The sequence below is a fragment of the Acinetobacter sp. S-1 genome, from assembly GCF_059579785.1.
In genome coordinates this window covers 1085320-1108792 of sequence record NZ_CM184207.1, presented here as the reverse complement: position 1 = coordinate 1108792, position 23473 = coordinate 1085320, and the positions used below count along the sequence as shown (strand labels likewise).

Genomic DNA, 23473 nt, shown 5'->3' with positions numbered 1-23473 from the left:
TCTATATCCTTTGAGACCAATTTTTATTCCATAGAAAAATAATATTTCATCTATCTTTTAGATTTCGTGCATAATGAAAACGCATTTTAATAAAAATACATGATTTGTGTATCATAAAAGGATTTTATGCAATGGATAAGTTCGACTGGCAAATCATTCAGGCACTACAAAAGAATGGACGGCTCACTAATCAGGAAATAGGCGATTTAATTGGCTTATCTGCTTCGCAATGTTCAAGAAGAAGGCAGCTACTTGAGCAAAAAGGGATAATTCTAGGCTACACTGCGCGCATCCAGCAGCAGGCGCTAGGACTGGAAGTTACAGCGATGATACATATTAATCTAAGAACACACGAGGCAAAATCACAGCAGGCTTTTCAAGAACTCATTGAAGCTGAAGACAACATTCAGGACGCATTTTCAATTAGTGGTGATGCAGATTTTATTTTAAAAGTTGTTGCAGAAAACTTAGAACAGCTTTCTCAATTTGTGACTGAAAGATTACTTTCTTATAATTTTATTGGGCACATAAAGTCTTACATCGTTCTTAAAAAAATTAAAGAACAGAATCATTTTTTAATCAAACCTAAAAGCATGAGCTATCATCACTCTCAATAAAATAACTCAGCTTTTCACTCTTAAAAGTGAAAATAAAAAGGCGGATACTAGATCCGCCTTAAAATTAATATTTAGACTTTACTGATATGAACCGTTTGCCCAATCGTATTTTCAAGCAAGCCTTCCAGACCAAATTCAGCACCTAGGCCAGACATTTTCCAGCCACCAAAAGGTGCATGAGGCAGAACCTCCGCATGGGTATTAATCCAAACAGTTCCGCATTGAAGCTGACTAGCATAAGTCTGAGCGGCTTTAATATCAGAAGACCAAATTGAGCCACCTAAACCAAACTCACTGTCATTGGCACGAGCAATAGCATCGTTAATATCGGTATATTTTAAAACAGGCAACACTGGACCAAACTGCTCTTCTTGGACCACGCGGCAAGAATCAGAAACTTCAGTCAAAATAGTTGGTGCAATAAAATAGCCCTGCTCCGGTAATTGTTGTTGCCCAGACAGCGCTTTTGCTCCTTGAGAAATGGCATCGGCAATAAGTGCTTTCACTTTGTTATATTGCATTTTGTTTTGTACTGGACCAAATGTTGTAGAAGATGCCATACCATCACCCACAACTTGAGCGTTGGCAATATCAGCTAACTTTTGAGATAAAGCTTCATACTGGCTTTCATGAACGTATAAGCGCTTTAAGGCTGCACATGTTTGACCGGCATTCAAGAACGCCATATTAAAAATCTTAGGTGCAATTTCATCGATATTTGCATCTGGTAATACAATACCAGCATCATTACCACCCAACTCTAAAGTTAAGTGTTTTAGCTGCTGAGCTGCACCGGCCATAATGTGCTGGCCTGTTCGAGTTGAACCCGTAAATACAACTTTTTGTACATCTGGATGAGAAGATAATGCTTCGCCAATCTCACCAGCACCAACCACAATCGAAATTACACCAGCAGGAACTTCTTGCTGAATGATTTCACATAAACGCAAAGTTGATAGTGGTGTGTATTCAGAAGGTTTGCTAATGACCACGTTACCCGCACGCAATGCAGGCATGATGTGCCAAACTGCAATCATCAGTGGCCAGTTCCATGGTGTAATTGAAGCCACTACACCTAATGGTTGGCGATGGCGCTCAATACGCTTGGTTTCACTGTCTTCAATTACTTCTACAGGTAAATCCATCGCAGCCGCATAGCGAGTCCAGCCAATTGCGCCCTGCACTTCCATTTGAGCAAGTGCGAGTGGCTTACCTTGTTCAAGCACAACCAACTCTGCGAGCATTTCAGCGTGCTTTTCAATGCCATCGGCAATCTTGTTCAAGATTAACTTACGCTCTTCGTGTGAAACTTGTTGCCAAGCTTTAGATGCTTGTTTAGCAGCACTCACTGCCTGATTTACTTGCGCAACCGATGCTTTTGCACAACGTGCAGCAGTTAAGCCAGTAGCAGGGTTAAGAATTTCTAGTTCACCTTGTTCACCTGAACAAAGTTGACCGCCAATAATGAGTTTAAATTCATTGAGCATATTCGCTTGTTGCATTTCTTCTTCCTTGTCTTAATTGTAATTACAGCCACTTACTTTTTTCAGTTAAAGCGGGATTATTTAAAGTAAGTACGATATTGATATATCAATGTGACCAAAAATATTGGGGACATACCAATACAATAAGAAATTTGCTCCCCATAAATCATGCATAATTATTTTTGTTTTTTGAAAATATGCATGATTTGTGCATGTATTCTTTTCTTCATACACAATCCAAATAAAAACAATCTGCCATAAAAAAGCCCGGTAATAAACCGAGCTTTTTTTGTTATCAACTCAATTAGTCGATTGGTGGTACATAGTTACCAGAAGCAATTGCATCTTTAATGCGGTCAGCTTCAGCCAATACTTGACCTAAAAGGTTTTTAACGTTTTCGAATGTCACAACAGGGCTTAATGTTGTCATTTTCAATGACTGTACATTACCCACTTTTGTTACACCGATATTTGCTTCACCACGTGCAAACAATTCGTCCGCTACGTTTTGGTTCAAGCTATCGATAAACTCAGCTGGGTAGCCTTGTGGAACAACACGGAATAATACCGAAGCAAACTGAGGCTCAACTAAAAGTTCTAAACCATCAGTTGCCTTGATGTAATCTGCAACTTCACGAGTAAGTTTTACACCATGGTCAATCATTGAACCATAAAGGTCTTCACCTAGTGATTCAATTGTCATCCACAATTTCAATGCATCAAAACGACGAGTCGTTTGTAATGACTTAGACACAAGGTTTGGTACACCGTGCTCTTCGTCATAAGCAGAGTTCAAGTATTCAGCTTCGTAGTGCATGAAACGATAGTTCGCTTCATCTTTCAACAAGAACGCGCCACAGCTAATGCTTTGGAAATAATGCTTATGGAAGTCGAGGGTAATCGAGTCAGACAACTCAATACCATCAAGCATTGCACGATAGTCATTTGACAGAATTAATGCACCGCCCCATGCCGCATCGATATGCATCCATGAACCATATTTATTGGTAATTTCACGGATTTTCTTCAATGGGTCAATTGCACCGGCATCAGTCGTACCTGCTGTCGCAACGACACAAGCAACAACTTTACCTTCAGACTGAAGATGCGCCATCGTTTTTTCGAGAGCATCTACATCCATTTGTGCATTTTCATTCACAGGAACAGTCACAACTGACTGGAAGCCCATGCCCATCATTGCCATGTTCTTTTGCACAGAGAAATGTGCATTTTCAGAACAAATGACTTTGACGTTTTTCATTGCATCGGCAGGAATACCATCACGCTGTACAGACCATGGATTACCATTTTCGTCTTTCCAGTTTTTCGAGATGCACCAGTCACGAGCAAGCAATACACCCATCAAGTTAGATTGAGTACCGCCAGAAGTGAAAACACCAGCCTGACCAGAACCATAACCTACTTTTTGACGCAACCAATCAATGAGCTGAACTTCCATTAATGAACCTGCCGGGCTTTGATCCCATGAGTCCATAGATTGGTTAGTTGCATTGATTAACACTTCCGCAATCTGGCTCATCACCATGGTTGGGCAGTGTAAATGTGCTAATGAATGTGGATGATGTACTTTCAAGCTTTTATTCAAGAAAAGCTCAATCATACGTTGAAGAGATTCTTGTACACCCATACCTTCTTTTGAAGGTTGGAAAGAAATTGCTGAACGCAATTCTTTAATGCTACCACCAGTGTACATCTTTTCATTTTGCAACCATGCTGAAACGGCTTTTACCGCTTCGCCCATTGCTGACTCATAGTCAGCAATGGATTGTGCATCATTGCAGAGTAACGCTTTACGATGTTCTGCAAAATCCACCATACTTATGCGCCTCGTACTGCAACCAATGCTTCTGCAATTGCTTTCTTAAAGCGAGCAACTACTTCAACACACTCGTCTTGAGTGATGATAAGCGGGCAAAGTAAACGAATTACCGTACCGTTACGACCACCTTTTTCAAGCAATAATTTATTGTTGAAACAAGCAGTTTGAATTGCAGCAGCTAATTGTGAGTCAGCAGGATGCGAACCAATACGATCAGCTGGTTTACGCTCGTCAACGATCTCAACACCGATCATTAAACCGCGACCACGTACGTTACCGATACATGGGAATTCTTGAGCTAATTTTTTAAATTCAGCTTGTAAGAAGTCACCACGCTCTTGCGCATTTTGAGCAAGATTTTGTTCGCTAATCGTTTTTAATACGACAAGACCAGTACCCATAGCAAGTTGGTTACCACGGAAAGTACCCGTGTGACCAGCAGGCTGCCAAGCATCAAATTTACGTTTAATACCTAATACTGCAAGTGGTAAACCACCACCTACTGCTTTAGACATTACAACAACATCAGGTTCAATACCTGCATGTTCAAATGCAAACATTTTGCCCGAACGTGCAAAGCCAGCTTGAACTTCGTCTAAAATTAAAACGATGTTGTGCTTTTCAGTCACTTCACGGATTTTTTGCAACCATTTTACTGGAGCTGTAACTACGCCGCCTTCACCTTGAATCGCTTCAAGAATAACAGCAGCCGGTTTTGTTACACCGCTTTCTACATCTTCAATAAAGTTTTCAAAGTAGTAAGTTAAAGCGTCAACACCAGCTTCACCACCTAAACCAAGTGGGCAGCGGTATTCATGCGGATATGGCATGAATTGTACGCCTGGCATTAAACCGTTAACTGCATTTTTTGCACTTAAGTTACCAGTCATAGCAAGTGCACCATGGGTCATACCATGATAACCGCCTGAGAAACTGATCACTGAACTACGGCCAGTGTAAGTCTTAGCAAGTTTGATTGCTGCTTCAGTTGCGTCTGCACCAGCAGGACCACAGAACTGCAAGCAATATTCTTCTTTACCACCAGGTAAATATGCTAACAATGCTTCAGTGAATGCATCTTTTAAAGGTGTGGTTAAGTCTAAAGTATGCAATGGCAAACCACTTGCCAATGTATCTTGAATACTTTGAATCACCGCAGGATGATTATGACCTAAAGCCAATGTACCTGCCCCAGCTAAACAATCAAGGTACTGTGTACCTTCAACATCAGTAACCCAGCATCCTTGTGCTTTCGCTATCGCTAACGGTAATTTACGTGGATAGCTACGAACATTTGATTCCATTTGACTTTGGCGAGTCAAATAATATTCGTTAGTAGCATTAGTGGCAGGGTTAACGGAAGTAACGCTCATATCGGATTACCATCTCTGATAGGGGTAGAAAGAAATAAGTCTGGTGACGATTGGTCCTTTGACTCGGTGCTTTATAGAACTAGTAAAGACACTTATTTTATATCTTGTAACTAGGAGCGCGATGATACCTAATTTTACAAGAAAAAAAACGTCTTTTATGTACTTTACTCATCTAATCTTATTGAAAAAATGTATCATCCCAATAGTTATGATGAATTATCATCATACTATGTGACAACCTAAAGAAAATATTCTTTTTTTATATTACTTTGATTTTTTAAGTTACATTGAAACACTTTAATTTTAAGCTTTTAATTTTTAAAGACTTTATATTTACCAAAATTTAAAAAAACCTGATCTGAATATTACAAATACGCCACAAAATCTGCAAAAGTTATGCATAAGTTATGTTTAACATTTCCTAATGAAAAAAATTAAATTTATATTAATTTTTAAAGGAAAAATTTATGCGTACTTTAGCCGTATCCACCCTTCTTTTAGGTTCTCTCCTTAGCCCTTTAGTTTTTGCTCAGGATGATAATGCTTTGAACTACAATATTGTAAATGTACAAGCCGAAGCTTCTCGCCAAGTTTCTAATGATGAAATGCATGCAACTTTATATATTGAAAAAAGTAACAAACAACCAGCCGAGCTTTCAAACCAAATTAATCAGCTGATGAATCAGGCACTTAATGTTTCTCGTAAATATCCACAAGTAAAAGTGGAAACTGGTGCTCAAAGCACTTATCCAATTTACGATAACGATAGTAATAAGTTAAAAGAATGGCGTGGCCGTGCTGAAATCCGTCTTGAAAGTAAAGACTTTAAAGCTGCTAGCCAGTTAGTAAACGAATTACAGCAAAACTTCCAAACTCAATCGATTAATTTTACGGTTTCTGATGAACAACGTAAAAAAGTTGAAAATGAGTTAATGGTAGAAGCATCTAAAAACTTCCAACAACGTGCTCAAATGTTGACCCAAGCTTGGAATAAAAACCAATATAGTTTGGTTACTCTAAACCTGAACACGAATAACTATTTCCCACAACCTGTAATGCGTGCCAGCATGGCTAAATTTGCTATGGCCGAAGCTGCACCAGCTCAAGACATGGCAGCTGGTGAGTCTAAAATTACTGTGAATGCAAACGGTTCAATTCAGTTTAAATAATTTGTTTTTCTAAAAAAAAGCCCTGAACTCATCAGGGCTTTTTTTGACTTATTTTTTAAAAGGTAAAGCATATTTAAAGATACGGCCTACCACCTGTCCAAACTGTTTAGCCAGACTTGCGTTGTTATAATTTAGACCATATTTTTTACATACAGCTTCCACTTTTGGAGCCATTTGGCGATAACGACGCGCTGGGATATCAGGGAATAAATGGTGCTCAATCTGATGGCTCAAATGTCCGCTTAAAATATGTAATGCTTCTGAACCTTTCAAGTTAGAAGAACCACGAATCTGGCGCATATACCAGTGACCACGGCTTTCTTCTTGTAAAACAGACTTTGGAAATACTTCCGCATCTTTTGTGAAGTGACCACAAAAAATAATCGTAAATGTCCAGATATTACGAAGACCATTTGCAACCAAATTACCAGTGAATACAGGTAAAGCTGCTGGACCTGCAATTAAAGGGAAGAAAACATAGTCTTTAAAAAGTTGTTTTCCAATCTTTTTATTAACAGGTTTTAATTCTTCCAAGAATTTTGCCATGCTCTTACGTTTATAAAGGACACGTCCAATTTCAAGATTCTGAATAGCTACGCCCCATTGGAACAATAAACAGAATGGGATGCTATAAACAGGTTGAAGTAAGAAACCCGGCTTCCAGCGTTGCTCTGGGAATAAACGAAGTAAACCGTAACCGATGTCATCATCAATACCTTTAATGTTGGTATAGGTGTGATGTTTATAGTTATGAGTTTGGCGCCAGTTATCAGAAGTACCGACAGTATCCCACTCGTAAGTTTGACCATTAAATTTAGGATCGTTCATCCAGTCATATTGACCGTGCATCACGTTATGACCGAGTTCCATGTTTTCCATAATTTTAGAGAAGCCTAATAGGCCTGTTCCTAAAATCCACGCTGGTGGGAACCAGCCTGCAAACAAACATGCACGACCTAAAAAGCTACTATAACGAATCGCAGCATAAACACGGCGGATATATTTAGCGTCTTTCTCGCCCAAATCATCCAGTACCTCTTGCTTGATCTGATCGAGCTCTTTTGCAAATGCATCAAGTTCTGCTGGAGTCAAATCTCGATTTTTAGGATTTTTAAAATATTCGACTTTCACTGGCATATTCATAAGAGTTCTCTCTTAAAGATCAATAACTAGATCGGATTGTGCTGAGTTCACACAAATTTTGAGTAATTGGCTTGGTTCAGTGTTTTCGCTACCGTTAAGTAAATTACGTGTTGAACCTTGGGATTTATTACAAACACATTTATTACAAATTCCCATACGGCATCCATGAGTTGGTTTAAGACCTTCATGTTCAAGGCTAACCAGAATTGACTGGCCTTTAGGAATTGCAATCACCTTATTAGACTGGGTTAATGTGACATTCACATAACCAATATCATCGGCAGAGCTTTCATTTGTTAAGCTAAATGCTTCTGTTAAAACGGCTGGAGCGTTTTCAAATAACTGCTCAACAGACGCTACAAAACCAGAAGGACCACACGCATAAATTGTGCTGTTTTCTACATCATCAACTAATGCTAAATGCTCTGCATTTAAACGTTCATCATTTGGGGTTTCTTGTGTATAGAAAACCTGATAATTAAAGTTCGGATATTGCTGCGCAACTTTTTCAAAGTATTCAACAAAAGCTGCATCTGAACGTTGTTTCACCCAATATAAAAGTTGCACCTGAACTTTATCTAACTGCTGGCTTTGTTTAATCGCAGTAATTAGGCTCAACATTGGGGTAATACCACTACCTGCAGCCAACATAATTAAATTCGGTGTTTTGATGTTTTGTTGCATGTCACCATAAGGTTGACCAAGCTCAAAAACATCACCGATTTTGCTTTCAGAAATAAACCAGTTACTCACGATACCATCAGCAACTTTTTTTACGGTTAAACGTAAGTGCTGCGCATCTATTTGCGTCAAACTATAAGTACGTTCATAGCGACGACCAGCAATTTCTACAATTACAGGATGATGCTGGCCTGCAACGCCCATTTTCACTAAGCGGTTACATTTTAGCGTCAGGCTCACCATGTCGTGAGCGACAAATTCTTTTTTTACAATTTGAACAAGGCCATGTTTTACAGACCATAAAGGATTAACTTTTTGTAGCCAGAAATTAGCCATTTCTTTATCAAAGATGGCTTGTGTCAATGAATTGAATAGAGAATTTCTCTTTTCGATTGCTTGCATAACTGAAGGCTCTGTCGCTCTTTTTTAATTATTATACACATGTATATATATTTGTATATACACCCGTACTTTTAATTACAATTTCACAAGTTCAGCTTCTAAGGCTATAATCCTGAGAGTTTACAAATATATTGAACAGCATGACCCAATCTTCACTTTCTCAGAACCTGAATGACACACCTCAACAACAAGATGTCATTGAAATTAAAACAGCTACGCGTTCTGTTGGAAGAAAAGCGACAATTACTAAAGAAGAACTTTTTCAGGCCGCTTTAAACCTCATTGGTCCGCAAAAAAGTATTGCTTCATTGAGTTTACGTGAAGTAGCTCGAGAAGCAGGAATTGCCCCAAATAGTTTCTATCGACATTTTAAAGATATTGATGAATTAGCAATTTCTCTAATTGACCGCGCAGGTATCGTTTTACGTAAAATCATTCGTCAGGCTCGCCTACGTGCTTCCTTACAAGAAAGTATTATTCGCAGTTCTGTCGATATTTTCCTTCAACAGCTCGATGCCGATGAAGGTAATTTAAGTTTATTGCTACGTGAAAGTTTTACAGGTTCTGCTTCTTATAAGGCTGCCGTAGACCGCCAGCTCAACTTTTTTCAGCAAGAGCTACAAGAAGATTTAATTCGTCTTGAACGGTTAAATAACAATCACCTGTATCACCCAGACCTTGTTGCAAAAGCTATTACTCAACTTGTGTTTCACATGGGTGCCAAAGTGATTGATTTACCGATTGATCAACGTGCAGAAGTTGCTGAACAAACCATGATTATGATTCGGATGATTTTAGAAGGCGCACGTCATCTAGATGAAGCAAAAATTCGCTAAAATGATCTAATGAATGGCTTGTTGATGAACAGGCCATTTTTACATCTAACTCCTCTATTTTCCAATAAAAATATAATTCACTGATTGAAGCGAATAACTTGCCAGAGTATAAATAATCATTCCGTTTGCTCTTTCTCCTATATTCCCAACGATCTCAGGGATCAACATGCAAAATTTGAATAATCGTCAAAGTCTGATTGCAAGCTACATTCTTATGGGCATCTTTTTGCTTTCGGTTATCCCATTACATCTATTAGCAAGTTTTTTTGCAGGCTTTCTCATTTATGAAATTATTATTAGTTTAAGTTCGGTTGTAGAACGTTATATTGATGGCCAAAGAGCCCGTATTTTTATTAGTATTTTACTCAGTATCGTCACCATTTCACTTATTGGTTTTTTCATAACGAGTCTAATTAGTTTCGTTGTATACGATTTAAAAGGTGTCGGATTACATAGTATTAATAGCAAGGTTGATCAAACCTTACTTCATTTGCAAGCAGAGATCACAAAATATCTTCCAGGTTATATTCCTGATAGCGTGACAGATCTAAAAGACGAAATCTTTGCATTTATGAAAGATAACGTCACCACCCTAAAAAATACCAGTTCCGATATTTTGCATAACTTCGTGACCATGGTGATGGGATTAATTATTGGTATTTTGGTGGCGATACATGGTTTTCATCGCCGTACGCCTCAGCCTGTTTTTAAGTCACTGCTTATCCAACGTATTCAAAAATTATCAATTTCATTTAAAAATGTTGTTTTTGCCCAAATAAAAATTTCAGCGATTAACACGCTGCTCTTTATTTTATTTGCCTTTATTTTGTTGCCGCTTTGGGGAGTTCACCTTCCTTTTGCCAAAACCTTAACCATTTTGACCTTCATGTTTGGACTGATTCCTATTTTAGGGAATCTACTTTCAAACACTTTAACGTTCATTGCTGCTCTTACAATTTCCCTAGGACTAGCAGGTGCAGCATTACTTTATCTGGTTCTGGTTCATAAGCTTGAATATTTTATTAATGCTAAAATTATTGGGCATAAAATTAATGCCAATGCATGGGAAATTTTACTGGCAATGTTAGTGTTTGAGTCGATTTTTGGTTTAGGCGGTTTAATCGCGGCTCCAATTTTCTATGCTTATTTAAAGCTAGAATTAAAAGACGCTGGTCTTATCTAATTCAAAATCGATGTATAAAAAAAGCGCCCTCTCAGCGCTTTTTTCATTTTGAGTAAGTTACGGTTTAACCACAACTAACACTTGAATTGCTTCTGGTGTAACAGTTAAACCATCAAGCAAGCTCAAGCCTTCTTTTTGCAGCTTTTGTAAACGTTCAATTTCGTCTTGACGAATACTTGGGTTGAACTGTTTGAGATAAGTTAAACGGTCAATTTCATATTGCCATTTATTGCCATAATGCTCTTTTGCTTGTTGCTGAAGCTGCGGTAAATCAACTTTCGCAATCTCTAACGCTTGTTTATAGCGCTGCTCAATGATATCACGGCGAGCTTTAACTACTTGGCGGCAGCTATTGCCATCTAAATGGTGCAAATAAGGTTTTAAAATTGTTGGATCAATCTTTTCAGATAAATCCTGACCATTTTCACTTAACAATACACGGATAAGCTGCTTCGGTAAGCTTGATGGCAAGTTCAGTGACTTCGGTGCAACAACATCTACTTTAAACCAGACTTCAATTAAGACTGAACCCTGCTTTAATGCATTAGATTTGAGTACAGCAACATTGGTACTACCAAATGATTGTGTACGGATCATTTCCATAACACTTTCAATGAACGGATGCTCTAAAGTTAAATATTGAGCATCTTCACGAAGCTGAGCTTGATCGCGATAGAACGTTGCGGTCATACCTTCTTCGTCTAAAGCCAAACCTTGCACTTGCATTTGGTCGGTTGGTTTAATAATCACCGTACCATTACTTTGCTCATCAAAGTCGATATTGGTTGATGACATGAAACGCTTCACAAACATTGGCAGCGTTGTATTGTCGTCATAGTCTTCAAGAGCTTGAACAATTTCTTGTGCCACAATAGGACGACATGAATTATATTCAAGTAAACGATCTCGGCCAGCTTGAAGTTCAGCTTCTAAGGCTTGACGTTGAACATTCACCTCTTCAAGCAAATCTTCAAATGTTTGACCTTGGTCTGCAAGTAAACAATCTTTTAATTCAACAATAAAATTCTCTTGCAGCGTTTGCGCTGTCGGAGAAATATTGCTGAAAATATTCAGTGCTTCGTTATACCAACGGAACATACGCTCTTGAGCTGTTCCCACAAGGTATGGCACATGAATTTGGATACGGTTTTCTTGACCAATACGGTCTAGACGTCCAATACGTTGCTCTAAAACATCTGGGTTAGCTGGTAGATCAAATAAAATTAGATCACTGGCGAATTGGAAATTACGGCCTTCCGAACCAATTTCCGAACACAATAGAATCTGAGCGCCATAGCTTTCTTCAGCAAAGTAAGCAGCTGCTTGGTCACGCTCTAGTAAGCTCATGCCCTCATGGAACATTGCGGTACGAATACCTGCATGCAAACGCAATACATTTTCTAAAGACTCAACCACTGGTCCGCTACGCGCGATTAAAAGCACTTTTTTATGCTTAAGATCTTTGCGTAAAATTTCCATTAACCATGGCACACGCGGATCATTTTGCATCCATGAACCATCAATCTGTGCTTCTTCAGGCCACATCTGTTCACGCAGTTTGCCATCTTTTGACCAATCTTCTGGTGCTGGTAATGGTGCTGGCTGACAATCACGCCCCGGGAAGCCCTGAATCGCTTCACGTGTATTACGGAATAAGATACGTCCAGTACCGTGACGGTCTAATAACTCGTGAATAGCTCTAAAGCGTTGATCAGGCTGGTCTTCAATAGTGTGACCTAACAAACCTTCTAAAGCAGATAAATGTTCTGGCGTTAAAGCTTGATCAGACATGAGCACTTCAGCAATTTTTGCAGTTTGCTGATATTGAGTCTCTTCATCTAAGAAGCGCTCTAAACTACTAAAACGCTGTGGATCAAGTAAACGTAAACGTGCGAAATGGCTTTCTACGCCTAATTGTTCAGGTGTTGCAGTGAGTAATAACACCCCTGCTGTATTTTCAGCGAGCTCTTCAATTAAATCGTAACGATCATTCCCGCCTTCTTCTTCGCTCCACATCAAATGATGTGCTTCGTCGACTACGAGCAAATCAAAACCAGCTTCTATGGCTTGCTCACGCAAATCATCATGGTCAACCATTAAGTCAACGCTGGCAATAATGCATTGCTCAGTCAAGAATGGGTTAAGCTCTGGATCATGTTCTTTAATAGATGCTGTACGCGTTAAATCAAACAGAGAGAATTGCAAGTTAAAACGGCGACGCATTTCAATCATCCACTGATACTGAAGAGAATCAGGGACTAAAATCAGAATTCGTTCTGAACGACCAGTTTTAAGCTGTTGGTGGATAATTAAACCAGCTTCAATTGTTTTACCTAAACCAACTTCATCGGCAAGTAAAACACGAGGAGCAAAACGTTTACCAACTTCATGTGCGATATAAAGCTGATGAGGAATCAGGCCAACACGTGCACCGACCATCCCACGGAGAGGACTGGTCTGCATTTGTGCTTGCATCAACATCGCTTCAATACGCAGATCATACCATTCTTTATAGTCAACTTGACTTGCAAGCAAACGATCTAAAGGTTTCGATAACTGAATTTGCGCGCCAATACGTGTTTCATTGAGTGCTTTACGCTCTTGCTCGCCATTTTCTAAAGTACGAACAACGTTGTAACGCAAAACGCCATGACGATCTTCAACAGACTCAACAATCCACTTCTGGCCTTCTTGATCTTGAACTTCATCATTCGTATTGAAGATGATACGAGATAGTGGAGCATTGTTACGTGCATATACACGTGTCTCATCACTTTTGGGGAATAAAATGCTGACAGATCTTTCATCTACATCAATAAGAACACCTAAACCGAGCTCAGTTTCTGTGTCTGATAGCCAACGTTGACCAATAGCATACTGCTGCAATTTTTCCACCTTTCTCTCAAGTTCGCACTACATATTGTACGATGCAAATTAGCTTATTTTTGCATCTTTTTATGTAGTCTTTAAAGCAAAATTTTGAAGCAAAAACCAATTAAATTGCTTTACTACAAAAAATCACGCATTAAAATTTTTACATTAAAACGGTACAGGACAGTCAAAAGTTAATGTTTCTGCTGTGACAGGATGATTAAAACTTAACTGTTTGGCATGCAAACATAAACGCGGAACAAGTTGCTGCTCCGGTGTTGCATACAGCGTGTCACCTACAATTGGATGCCCAAGATATTGCATGTGTACACGGAGTTGATGAGATCGGCCCGTAATTGGTGTTAATTTCACACGAGTTACAGGCTGTCCCTGAATCTGAAAATGTTCTATGGCCTGCCAATGTGTTAAAGCAGGCTTGTTGTGAGAAGCGTCGACAATATGTAAAGGCGGTCGGCTTGGGTCATAGATGACAGGAATATCTACAGTCCCCTCACCCTCTAAATGACCTGCGACAAGCGCTTCATATATTTTTGAAGTCTGACGATCTTGAAATTGACGTGCAATCGCACTTTGACCGCGCTTCGATAAACCAAATACTAAAATACCTGAAGTATCTCGGTCTAGACGATGAATGAGCAAAGTTTTAGGTTCAATTGCAACCAACCTTGTCAAAACGCTATCATGTAAATCACCCTTACCAGGAACACTCAAGATGTCCGAAGGTTTATGAATCACCATAAAATCATCATCACGATAGATCAGATGTTCACTTAGAAAATCACTCAAAGTTGTATTCCCAAGGTAAGATGAAAAACAAGCGGGCAATAATAAAAAGCTTACGTCCGAATTACAATGCCGTTAGGGTAAATTAACAGCAGAATTTGCAAATATTATGGATCACTTGAGGTCTATAGTCAGTCAAGGCTTCAATAACTGCATAATATGTTGCAATGTCGGTGCTTGCATTATCTCTTCAGCACTTAAGCTCGCACCATTTGCACGCCATAGATCGACCAGATAATTAACAGCAGACTGATCTAGTCCGTAGTTTCTTAAATCAATTTCAGGATGGATCTCCATAGGATGTCGCCCCAACTGTTCAGCAATTGCCAATAAGATTCCTTTATCTGACAAGATATAAGAGGACGGCGTACTTAAAGACCATAACCGCATTAAGCTCTGCGTATTTAAATGTTTTATATGGTCAAAACTGATCTTTTCAACCCATTGGATATGCTGCTCTAGATTAGCCGCCAAGATCGCATCATTTACAACACTGACCTGATCTGTAATCGATAAAACAAGCTGCATGACTTGTTTAAACAGAGGCGACAAATCACCTGCCATCATAACTTGGGCTTTAGTATTTGATGACAAACGCTGACCAAGCTCCAACATGGTTTGTTGAAGCTGAGATGTCTCAATAAAAATAATTGGAATTTCGAGTAATTGAGCGCGCTTAATCAACAATTCCAAATGATTCGCCAATGGTTGCTCAGACCAATCTGGTCGTAGTTTAAGCTCATTGAGCCCAACCATGAGCAAAATACTTTGCGCTGACTCAATTGACCAATTTGAAGTACTTGCAGCTAATTGGATTTTTCGAGGTAAGGGATAAAACATTGTTCTCTACAAATATAAAAATAGCTCAAATTAAAAAGCCCGTTTAACACGGGCTTTTTTGCTTACTTCATTTCAGCGAATGTTTCTTTTGCAGCCTGAATCGTAAATTGAATATCTTCATCAGAATGTGCAGATGAAATAAAGCCTGCTTCAAATGCTGAAGGTGCCAAGTTTACCCCACGCTTTAACATGCCATGGAAGAACTTTTTGAAAGCTTCAATATCACATGCCAACATTGAGTCAAAGCTTGTAATATCTTCTTGGTCAGTAAAGTAAAGACCGAACATTGCGCCAGCTTGCTGAGTCTTAAATGGAATACCCGCTTCATCAGCTGCAGCTTGTAAGCCTGCAAGTAACTTTTCAAGTTGAGCAGATAATTTGCTGTAAAAGTCTGGTTGACGTAAATGTTTAAACATCTCGATACCAGCACGCATAGCAAGTGGGTTACCAGATAATGTACCTGCTTGGTATACACCGCCTAAAGGTGCGATACATTCCATGATTTCACGCTTACCACCAAATGCACCAACTGGTAGACCTGCACCAATAATTTTACCTAAAGTCGTTAAATCAGGTTTAACGTTATAAACCGATTGCGCACCACCTAAAGCAACACGGAAACCTGTCATCACTTCATCAATAATGAATACAGATTTATATTCATCACAAATATCACGAATGGCTTGTAAGAAACCGTCAATTGGTTTCACCATATTCATGTTACCCGCTACTGGTTCAATAATAACGCCCGCAATTTCATGGCCGAACTTAGCAAAGCATTCTTTTAATGCAGTAATATCATTATACGGCAGCGTTAAAGTGTGTTTAGCAAAATCAACAGGAACACCTTTCGAAGTCGGTTCACCCTCACCTAAAGTAAGTAAGCCCGAACCTGCTTTTACTAAAAGTGAGTCAGAGTGGCCATGGTAACAACCTTCAAACTTCACAATTTTGTCACGGCCAGTATAACCACGCGCTAAACGAATAGCCGTCATGGTTGCTTCTGTACCCGAGTTAGTCATACGCACCAATTCAATGGATGGCATGATTTCACAGATAATATCTGCCAATGTTGTTTCATGTACGGTTGGTGCACCAAAACTTAAGCCGTCTTCTGCTGCTGTTTGTACAGCCTTAATAATCTCTGGATGAGCATGGCCCAAAATCATTGGTCCCCAAGAACCAACATAGTCAACATAACGCTTACCATCGACATCCCATAAATAAGCACCTTTTGCTTTCTCGATGAAAACAGGTGTTCCTCCAACGCCATTAAAGGCACGTACTGGAGAGTTCACACCACCTGGAATGTGTTTGCTGGCTTGTTTAAATAACTGTTCTTGCTTTGGAGATAAACTCATGGAAATGCTCGTCTTAAATATCTAAAAAATAATTTTGAAAGCTTAAGAAAATAATTGTGCCCACGCCTGTACACGGGCAGGAATTTCAGCAGTTGATCGGCCTAATATATCACTAATGACTGCACAGAGGTCAGCCCCAGCCTCAATCACAGGTTTTGAGTTTTCAACAGTTAAACCACCAATCGCACAAATTGGTAAATCATATTGGGCTGCTGCTTGCTTAATCACTTCAATACCCACATTACCTGCTTCAGGTTTTGTAGAGGTCGCGTAAACCGCACCAAATGCAATATAAGACGCCCCATCGGCAATTGCTTTTTGCGCAAGTTCTAATGAGTTCAGGCAAGTACGGCCAATAATCACGCCTTCTGGTAATTGCGATTTTGCATCGGTAATTTCGCCGTCACTTTGCCCTAAATGCACACCTAATCCAAACTGAGCGGCCAGTTTTAGGTCATCATTAATGACAAAAGGAACCTGATATTTTTCACACAATAATTTGATTTGTTCGACTTCTGCGGGTTGGTCTGCTTTGTCTATTTTCTTACGGCGGTACTGTAAAATTGCGACCTGACGAGTTGCGAGTGCGGCATCTAGTTTTTCTAATAATAGTTGGATTGGATCATCATTGGTAATGAGGTATAAACCGCGCATACTCTACTCTCGCTTTAAAAAACTTCGCTAGTATAACGGATTTATAGGACATCATAAGTACCGATTGATCTAGGTCTAACAGTACCAATCGGTATATTAAGAATAGATATAAAAATTAGCTTGGAATTTTATCAAACTTACGGTCAACCAAACTCAAACGGCCACGTGCAACATCAGATAGCATTCGCCAATCAGAAATAAAGCTATAGAAAGGTTGTTTAAAACTGGCAGGTTTATTTTTTTCAAACACAAAATGTCCAACCCAAGCATTTGCGTAGCCTGCTACCAAACCATAGAGTACATATTTGGCTTGCTTCTTACGGACTGCTTTTGAAAAAAAGTATAGACCAATGCTACTGCCCACCACGTGTAAGCGTCTGCTCATAATGTTACGGTGTTCAGTTAAATAAAAACGATAAAATTCCTGATAGTTTTTAATCGGCAATTCAAACTCTGGCTGAGCTTCATGGCTAAAGTTTATTGGTGCATTCACGATCATCTTCCTGATTTTTATTTGATCAAAACGTCACCTGATTGTACACCTAAATAAAAGTGTAGCGTCATATGTTTGATTGTAACTTTCTCTATCAAAACCATTATTTTTAGAGCTAAGCTATTATACTTATTCAAGATAGTCTAAATACCTGATTCAGGGAGATATATTATGGTCGAAGTCGAACTAAAGTTTCAGTTACCTGAATCGAAGAAAAAAACTGTCCAGCAATACTTAAAAAAACATAAAGCAAAGAACATTCACTTACAGGCAAAGTATTACGACACTCCTGATCGATTACTTGCAAAAAAAGGTATGGCCTTACGTTTACGTAAAGAAGATGATCAATGGGTACAAACATTTAAAGCCGCAGGTCAAAGCCATCTCCACCGTGTTGAAGAAGAAACTCATTTAGGCGTTTGTGATCAAGAACCTGACTTAAACCTTGAGTTATACCAAGATAATAAAGTGGTAACTGATTTAATTAATGCGGCCTTAGGAACGCAAGCTGAAAAACTAAGTTTGCAGTTTGAGACTGATGTACAGCGCACCTATCATGTGTTTGAAGCAGATAATACAGCGATTGAAGTTTGCTTAGATGATGGTGTCGTAAAAACAGCAGATGCACAAAGTGTAATTTGTGAAGTCGAATTTGAACTCAAGCAAGGGGCTGTGAAAACGCTAATTCAGTTTGCGCAGCAATGGATTAATCGTTATTCACTTTGGCTTGATGTAAGAAGTAAAGCCGAACGTGGCAACTTATTAGCACTAGGGCTAGCTGCCTCACCTGCTGTTCATGCTAAAAGTCTGACATTAAATGAAGATATTACTGCTGAACAGGCTCTAAAAAAGATTGTCGAAAACTGTTTAGGGCAATTCTTACCAAATATGGCTGTCATTGCCGATGGAGTTGCCGAAGCTGAGCATATCCATCAGGCACGGGTAAGCTTACGTCGTTTACGCACTGCGCTTAAACACTTCTCTGGCTGGTCAGGCGAGCTAAATCCTGTTTGGGAAGAACAAATTGCTGAGCTTTTCCGTAAACTTGGAGACACTCGTGATGAAGATGCGATTCGCACCGAAGTGTTACCTATTATTCAACAACACGGTTCACCTGAACTTTTACTACCAGTTTCAGCCCAGCCCTCAAAAGAACTCTCAACAATCTTTAGCTCTGCGGATACGATTAAGCTATTACTCGATTTATTAGCATTTGCTTATTCAGAAGAAGATTCAGACAGCAAAACAGGTGGATTAAAAAAACACATTAAAAAGAGTTTAGATAAGTTACATCATAAAGTGATTAATAATGCTGAACACTTCTCTGAGCTTGAAGTGAATGAACAGCACAAAATAAGAAAGCAAGCTAAACAGTTACGTTATTGTGTTGAGTTTATTTCGAGTCTTTATCCAAATAAAAAAGTACAGCAATATTTAAAACAGCTACAACCTGTGCAAAATACTCTAGGTCAATATAACGATTTGTTTATTGCAGAAGGTATTTTTAACAATGTGGTGGAACAAGATCCGTCTTTCTGGTTTGCTCTAGGCTGGGTCAAAGCCAAACAGCCACAATTACAAAAGCGCTCAGCAAAAGCTTTACAAACTTTTAGTCAGGCTGAAACTTTCTGGTAATTTATAAAAAGTCGCTGTAAACAAGCAGCGACTTTTATCGGTATTTACCAAATACTTTCCATACGCCGTTATCTGCTAAGGGATCACTATAGCTATCGCTGCGTTGCTTTCTTGGCTTATCACGAGCATCGACCAGTTTAAAATGCGGCTCAACCCCTAGCACAATCCCATTGGTATAAAACCGTGAACGTGTATATTCGCTTTGTCCATGTTGAAACACATAGGTTCTTAAATCGATGAATTCACGGTGAGCAACCAGAGCCGCGGTATCATCACTTTGCAACCATTCTTGCATCGTAAATATTTGGTCTGTTTCAAACTGCCCGCATTTTTCAATAAGACTCGCAACACCGCGGAAAGTTTTAGATTCTTTTGCACGTGTTTTATTAATCCGAATTCGGTCTACGTGAAAAAAGAATAGCGGTAAATTTAAATGGCTTGGCAAATGAATCGCGTCTGGTAATTCATCTTCCATAAATGGCTGAAAAAGCTCTTGTGCCCTTTCAATTAGCCCCTGCCATTGTTGGTAATAATTTTCGACTTCTTCTTGCAAGCCATAATAAATCGGCAATCCTTCAACATGCTCTAAATATTGGGGTGGGAAAACATGCTGGCGTAATAAAGCAATATCTGTCTTTAAACTTTGAATAGCAATTGCATCTTGCATATTAGTCTCTCCTACCAATACTTAGGCTATTTACAGACTAAGTCAAAGGTTTTGTTTCCGCAAGCGTTTGCCTATAATAAGCAGCTCTATTTTTGCGGGAATAAGTCATGTCTCAAAAGATTAATGCAACAGATATTACTGAAGAAGAAGCGTTAAATGCGGTTTTCTTTGAGCGTGCGGATGAATTTATTAAACAAGCTAATGATTTTTGTCGCCCGCCAAAAGATAAAAAAGTTGATCCAGCTGAGCTACGTGGTCAAGTGAGTGCTGCAATGTTATTTGCTACTGCCCGCTTCAATACATGGGTAGCAGCAAATAACTTTAAAGATGGTAATGAAATGCGTGATGCGAAAGATCAGGTTATGTCTTACCTTCTTCAGCAATTTCAGATGATGCTTGAAGATAACTTCGATGAATATTGTGAACAGTTTGAAAATTATTTACGTTTCCGTAAAAATGAAGATTTTCACGCACACAAACATGATCATTAATATGATTTAAAGATCCAAATAAAAAGCCACATTTCAGTGGCTTTTTATTTACGAGAAGACTTTATTTCTTTGCGGCCTGACCATATTGATCAGCCATCACTTCGACCAAATGTTCAGGTTTAATATACTTCTTAATTACTCTGTTAACGTCAGCAACAGTCAATTTAGTTAACTCTTGATCATGACGAATTCGGTCTTGCAATGTTTTGTTTGTTTCAAGCTGTAGATTTAACATGCCATGAATATTACGCTCATCTTCTAATGCCGTAACTCGTTTCTTCATGATATCTGCTTTAGCAGCTTCAAGCTCTTGCTCAGTTACTCCATTTTTAACCAAGTCATTTAACACTTTGTGTATTGAAGTAGACACTTGTGCTGAGCGACCTGAAGTATAATTTGCACTAATACTCAAAGCTCCTACATTCGTGTCACGATCAAGTTGCAGCCCACTTCCAAAACCATAGACTAGCGCATTTTTCTCACGAAGCTCTTGAGCCAAACGTGATGAAATTTGAGATTCCCCTAAAATATAGTTCATTAAAATGAGAGCAGATGCATCTGGATGGTTTTTACCAACTGGAATTGAAAGCACACTTTGGTAGCTACCAAATTCACGCTGTTCAGACAGAACATGAACTTGCTGTGCTGGAAAATCAACGTGATCAATCAAGATTTTTTGATATGGTTGCTTACCGTTCCAACGACCAAATTCCTGATTCAGTAATTTTTGCATTTTTTTCGCATCAAATTCGCCTGTAATAGCAATTTGAGCATGGTTCATTGCAAAGAAACGCTCATATAACTCTTTCACTTGCTCTTGAGTTGCGTTTTTCAACTGTTGTTTTGCCAATTCAGGTTCGAAGTGATAACGCAAATCACCCGGTTGATATTCTTCAAGTAAACGTGAAAGTGTTAAACCTGCCACTACATCTGGCTCGGTATAAGGACGATCTAGGCTTGATAAACTTTGCGATTTAATTAAATCAAATTGAGATTGTTCAAATTTTGGATTTTTCATCACATCAAGAACAAACTTGAAAAACTCATCAAATTTTTCTGATTTAGACTGAATATTAATGGTCATGCCATTGCCGTCAGCGCTTGCATAAGCCGCACCGCCTGCATCAATTGATTTATCGGCAATATCTTGCAAACTATATTTATCAGAACCACGAAGCAATAAGTATGAGGTTAGATCAACTACTGTGCCTTTATTAAATAAAGATTTTTCTGTTCCGAAGTCCATCGTAATCGTTGCATAAGTACGATCATCGCGTGTTTCAACTGGGAATAAAGCATACTTCATTCCATTTTTTAGTTTTCCACGGATAATTTTTTTCTCATTGCTTTCAACATATTGCTTAGAAGTTTTTAAAAACTCAGCAACTTCTTGTTGATATACCTTCGGATCTTTTAAAGGCTCGGCCTTTGCTTCGACCTGATCTAGAGTTTTAGGTGTCTCTTTTGAATTTTGCTGTTGCGCTTTTTTCTGGTCTTCAGGTGTTGGCAAAATATCGCCATCAATACGATGATCAGCCACAAGGAACTGTTTTAAAGTTTGATTCACATCATCTAGCTTAACTTTTTCTACAGAATCTAAATCTTTAAAATATTGATCCCATTGCCCGCCAGCGACGGTGTAATCACTTAACCGTGACCCAAGTGCTACCGCATCTTTCGTGATTAGATCACCTTGAGTTTTCATTAAACTTTTAACACGATTTAATTCAACTTCAGTAAACGGCTTCCCTTTTTCAATGCCTGCTAACAAAGAACTTTCAACTTTTTTAGGGTCATTACTTGGTGAATAAATGGCACCTAGAAACACCACGTTAAAATCTTGGTCTAACCAAGTACTAGCTTCAACATTTGTGGTAATACCTGTTTCCACCATATTTTGGTATAGGTGGCCACTTGGTTGCATGGTATATAACAAAGGAGCTAAAGCGAGTGTCGGCTGAATTTTAGTATTTTTACCATTCATATAGATATGGAATTTAGCCAGATCACTGCCCTTTTTCACCATGAATTGACGATTTCTTATTTTTGTAGAGTCAAGCACAGGAATCTGTACAGTTTTAGGAACCGCTCTTGCCGCAATTGGACTAAAATATTGATCTATTGTTTTTAAGACATCAGTCTTATCAAATTTACCTGAAATGACCATAACAGCATTATTAGGTGCATACCAGCTACGATAAAACTGGTTCAATTCAGGCATTTTAATAGATTTAAGTTCAGGCAAATCACCAATCGGTAAACGACCTAAATATTGGTTACCATAAGCTGACTTCCACATTTGATCCATCAGCACAGCAAATGGCTGATCCATGCGAACTTCGCGTTCACGCTTTACGATTTCAATTTCGGAAGGAACAAACTTTTCTTGAAGAACTAATTTATCCATACGCTCAGATTCAAGATACAGTACCTGATCAAGCGCAGTTTTTTCTGGACGAACGATATTAGTATATTTTGTTGAATAATAATCGGTGCTGGCGTTTGTCATCAATGTATATTGATCTAAACGACGCTGGAATTCTTCCCCTTTAACATTTTGTGTCCCCTTAAAAGCCAAATGCTCAAGCAAATGAGCTAAGCCGCTTTTACCTTGCGGGTCATTTAATGAGCCAGTTAAATAAATGGTATTAATAAAGATTTTATTTTCTTTGTCATTCGGTGCAAGCACAATCCGAAAACCATTATCTAATTTATATTCCTCAATATTTTGCTTACTTTTTACTAGTGTAGTTTGTGCCCAAGACGCAGCACTTAAACCAAGAATACATAGGGAGAGTGTCAGTTGTTTAAACTGCATAAACATATAAATACCAATTAATTTGAATAATAAAAAATCAATAGTTGTGGGACTATAGTAGGAAATTTGAACTAACTTTCATAGTAAAGTTTTGAAAAAAAAGCCGTTTAT

The 23473-nt window shown here is 38.7% G+C and carries 19 protein-coding genes; 6 read left to right on the top strand and 13 right to left on the bottom strand.

Annotated features, from left to right (window positions below):
* Positions 1-131: 131 nt before the first annotated feature.
* Complete coding sequence (locus AC52J8_RS05340) at positions 132-617, top strand: Lrp/AsnC family transcriptional regulator (RefSeq protein ID WP_004700117.1); 486 nt, start codon at positions 132-134, stop codon at positions 615-617.
* 71 nt (positions 618-688) lie between these two features.
* On the opposite strand, the gene AC52J8_RS05335 is transcribed toward AC52J8_RS05340, so the two are convergent.
* The 3 genes from AC52J8_RS05335 to AC52J8_RS05325 form a co-directional block, all read right to left on the bottom strand.
* Complete coding sequence (locus AC52J8_RS05335; RefSeq protein ID WP_078225184.1) at positions 689-2119, bottom strand: aldehyde dehydrogenase family protein; 1431 nt, start codon at positions 2117-2119, stop codon at positions 689-691.
* A 286-nt stretch (positions 2120-2405) separates the two neighbouring features.
* Positions 2406-3938 (bottom strand): pyridoxal phosphate-dependent decarboxylase family protein, encoded by a 1533-nt coding sequence (locus AC52J8_RS05330; RefSeq protein ID WP_017399290.1) that lies wholly within the window; start codon positions 3936-3938, stop codon positions 2406-2408.
* A 2-nt stretch (positions 3939-3940) separates the two neighbouring features.
* Positions 3941-5314: a diaminobutyrate--2-oxoglutarate transaminase gene (locus AC52J8_RS05325; RefSeq protein WP_002118718.1), complete on the bottom strand. Its 1374-nt coding sequence runs from the start codon at positions 5312-5314 to the stop codon at positions 3941-3943.
* A 467-nt stretch (positions 5315-5781) separates the two neighbouring features.
* Between AC52J8_RS05325 and AC52J8_RS05320 the strand changes: the two genes are divergently transcribed.
* Positions 5782-6483, top strand: a complete 702-nt coding sequence (locus AC52J8_RS05320) for an SIMPL domain-containing protein (RefSeq protein ID WP_014207320.1) — start codon at positions 5782-5784, stop codon at positions 6481-6483.
* Positions 6484-6531: 48 nt separating this feature from the next.
* Here the strand turns inward: AC52J8_RS05320 and AC52J8_RS05315 are convergent, their stop codons facing one another.
* The gene (locus AC52J8_RS05315) at positions 6532-7626 is read right to left on the bottom strand and encodes a fatty acid desaturase family protein (protein WP_002118415.1); all 1095 of its coding nucleotides are present in this window, start codon (positions 7624-7626) and stop codon (positions 6532-6534) included.
* Positions 7627-7638: 12 nt separating this feature from the next.
* The gene (locus AC52J8_RS05310) at positions 7639-8709 is read right to left on the bottom strand and encodes a ferredoxin reductase (RefSeq protein ID WP_069123806.1); all 1071 of its coding nucleotides are present in this window, start codon (positions 8707-8709) and stop codon (positions 7639-7641) included.
* Between the two features lie 140 nt (positions 8710-8849).
* Between AC52J8_RS05310 and fabR the strand changes: the two genes are divergently transcribed.
* Positions 8850-9545, top strand: coding sequence for an HTH-type transcriptional repressor FabR (gene fabR / locus AC52J8_RS05305; RefSeq protein ID WP_057076872.1), 696 nt, complete (start codon positions 8850-8852; stop codon positions 9543-9545).
* 166 nt (positions 9546-9711) lie between these two features.
* Positions 9712-10728, top strand: a complete 1017-nt coding sequence (locus AC52J8_RS05300; RefSeq protein WP_005067939.1) for an AI-2E family transporter — start codon at positions 9712-9714, stop codon at positions 10726-10728.
* 57 nt (positions 10729-10785) lie between these two features.
* Here the strand turns inward: AC52J8_RS05300 and rapA are convergent, their stop codons facing one another.
* The 6 genes from rapA to AC52J8_RS05270 form a co-directional block, all read right to left on the bottom strand.
* Positions 10786-13623, bottom strand: coding sequence for an RNA polymerase-associated protein RapA (rapA, locus tag AC52J8_RS05295; protein ID WP_068930168.1), 2838 nt, complete (start codon positions 13621-13623; stop codon positions 10786-10788).
* Positions 13624-13767: 144 nt separating this feature from the next.
* The gene (locus tag AC52J8_RS05290; RefSeq protein WP_005307342.1) at positions 13768-14406 is read right to left on the bottom strand and encodes an RluA family pseudouridine synthase; all 639 of its coding nucleotides are present in this window, start codon (positions 14404-14406) and stop codon (positions 13768-13770) included.
* Between the two features lie 132 nt (positions 14407-14538).
* Positions 14539-15243: a phosphopantetheine-binding protein gene (locus AC52J8_RS05285; RefSeq protein WP_086399810.1), complete on the bottom strand. Its 705-nt coding sequence runs from the start codon at positions 15241-15243 to the stop codon at positions 14539-14541.
* 62 nt (positions 15244-15305) lie between these two features.
* On the bottom strand, positions 15306-16604 hold the full coding sequence (gene hemL, locus AC52J8_RS05280; protein WP_208753362.1) for a glutamate-1-semialdehyde 2,1-aminomutase: 1299 nt from the start codon (positions 16602-16604) through the stop codon (positions 15306-15308).
* A 42-nt stretch (positions 16605-16646) separates the two neighbouring features.
* On the bottom strand, positions 16647-17258 hold the full coding sequence (gene thiE / locus AC52J8_RS05275; RefSeq protein ID WP_032063303.1) for a thiamine phosphate synthase: 612 nt from the start codon (positions 17256-17258) through the stop codon (positions 16647-16649).
* A 115-nt stretch (positions 17259-17373) separates the two neighbouring features.
* Entirely contained in the window at positions 17374-17757 is a 384-nt protein-coding gene (locus tag AC52J8_RS05270; protein WP_016802513.1) for an Mpo1-like protein, read from the bottom strand.
* Between the two features lie 165 nt (positions 17758-17922).
* Here AC52J8_RS05270 and AC52J8_RS05265 point away from each other — a divergent pair, with 165 nt between their 5' ends.
* Positions 17923-19386: a CYTH and CHAD domain-containing protein gene (locus AC52J8_RS05265; RefSeq protein WP_086399808.1), complete on the top strand. Its 1464-nt coding sequence runs from the start codon at positions 17923-17925 to the stop codon at positions 19384-19386.
* A 34-nt stretch (positions 19387-19420) separates the two neighbouring features.
* Here the strand turns inward: AC52J8_RS05265 and AC52J8_RS05260 are convergent, their stop codons facing one another.
* Positions 19421-20053, bottom strand: a complete 633-nt coding sequence (locus tag AC52J8_RS05260) for a hypothetical protein (protein WP_017387283.1) — start codon at positions 20051-20053, stop codon at positions 19421-19423.
* Positions 20054-20160: 107 nt separating this feature from the next.
* Between AC52J8_RS05260 and AC52J8_RS05255 the strand changes: the two genes are divergently transcribed.
* Positions 20161-20544, top strand: a complete 384-nt coding sequence (locus AC52J8_RS05255; RefSeq protein WP_002118682.1) for a DUF3144 domain-containing protein — start codon at positions 20161-20163, stop codon at positions 20542-20544.
* Between the two features lie 61 nt (positions 20545-20605).
* Here AC52J8_RS05255 and AC52J8_RS05250 read toward each other — a convergent pair whose 3' ends face one another.
* The gene (locus tag AC52J8_RS05250) at positions 20606-23368 is read right to left on the bottom strand and encodes a M16 family metallopeptidase (protein ID WP_086399807.1); all 2763 of its coding nucleotides are present in this window, start codon (positions 23366-23368) and stop codon (positions 20606-20608) included.
* Positions 23369-23473 lie beyond the last annotated feature (105 nt).

Excerpts from the sequence above, each read along its gene's own strand:
- AC52J8_RS05315 (WP_002118415.1), bottom strand. The coding sequence starts at position 7,626 with ATGAATATGCCAGTGAAAGTCGAATATTTTAAAAATCCTAAAAATCGA.
- thiE (WP_032063303.1), bottom strand. The coding sequence starts at position 17,258 with ATGCGCGGTTTATACCTCATTACCAATGATGATCCAATCCAACTATTA.
- AC52J8_RS05265 (WP_086399808.1), top strand. The coding sequence starts at position 17,923 with ATGGTCGAAGTCGAACTAAAGTTTCAGTTACCTGAATCGAAGAAAAAA.
- AC52J8_RS05340 (WP_004700117.1), top strand. The coding sequence starts at position 132 with ATGGATAAGTTCGACTGGCAAATCATTCAGGCACTACAAAAGAATGGA.
- AC52J8_RS05250 (WP_086399807.1), bottom strand. The coding sequence starts at position 23,368 with ATGTTTATGCAGTTTAAACAACTGACACTCTCCCTATGTATTCTTGGT.
- AC52J8_RS05255 (WP_002118682.1), top strand. The coding sequence starts at position 20,161 with ATGTCTCAAAAGATTAATGCAACAGATATTACTGAAGAAGAAGCGTTA.
- AC52J8_RS05285 (WP_086399810.1), bottom strand. The coding sequence starts at position 15,243 with ATGTTTTATCCCTTACCTCGAAAAATCCAATTAGCTGCAAGTACTTCA.
- AC52J8_RS05320 (WP_014207320.1), top strand. The coding sequence starts at position 5,782 with ATGCGTACTTTAGCCGTATCCACCCTTCTTTTAGGTTCTCTCCTTAGC.
- fabR (WP_057076872.1), top strand. The coding sequence starts at position 8,850 with ATGACCCAATCTTCACTTTCTCAGAACCTGAATGACACACCTCAACAA.
- hemL (WP_208753362.1), bottom strand. The coding sequence starts at position 16,604 with ATGAGTTTATCTCCAAAGCAAGAACAGTTATTTAAACAAGCCAGCAAA.
- AC52J8_RS05310 (WP_069123806.1), bottom strand. The coding sequence starts at position 8,709 with ATGCAAGCAATCGAAAAGAGAAATTCTCTATTCAATTCATTGACACAA.
- AC52J8_RS05260 (WP_017387283.1), bottom strand. The coding sequence starts at position 20,053 with ATGCAAGATGCAATTGCTATTCAAAGTTTAAAGACAGATATTGCTTTA.
- AC52J8_RS05300 (WP_005067939.1), top strand. The coding sequence starts at position 9,712 with ATGCAAAATTTGAATAATCGTCAAAGTCTGATTGCAAGCTACATTCTT.
- AC52J8_RS05330 (WP_017399290.1), bottom strand. The coding sequence starts at position 3,938 with ATGGTGGATTTTGCAGAACATCGTAAAGCGTTACTCTGCAATGATGCA.
- AC52J8_RS05335 (WP_078225184.1), bottom strand. The coding sequence starts at position 2,119 with ATGCAACAAGCGAATATGCTCAATGAATTTAAACTCATTATTGGCGGT.
- AC52J8_RS05270 (WP_016802513.1), bottom strand. The coding sequence starts at position 17,757 with ATGATCGTGAATGCACCAATAAACTTTAGCCATGAAGCTCAGCCAGAG.
- AC52J8_RS05325 (WP_002118718.1), bottom strand. The coding sequence starts at position 5,314 with ATGAGCGTTACTTCCGTTAACCCTGCCACTAATGCTACTAACGAATAT.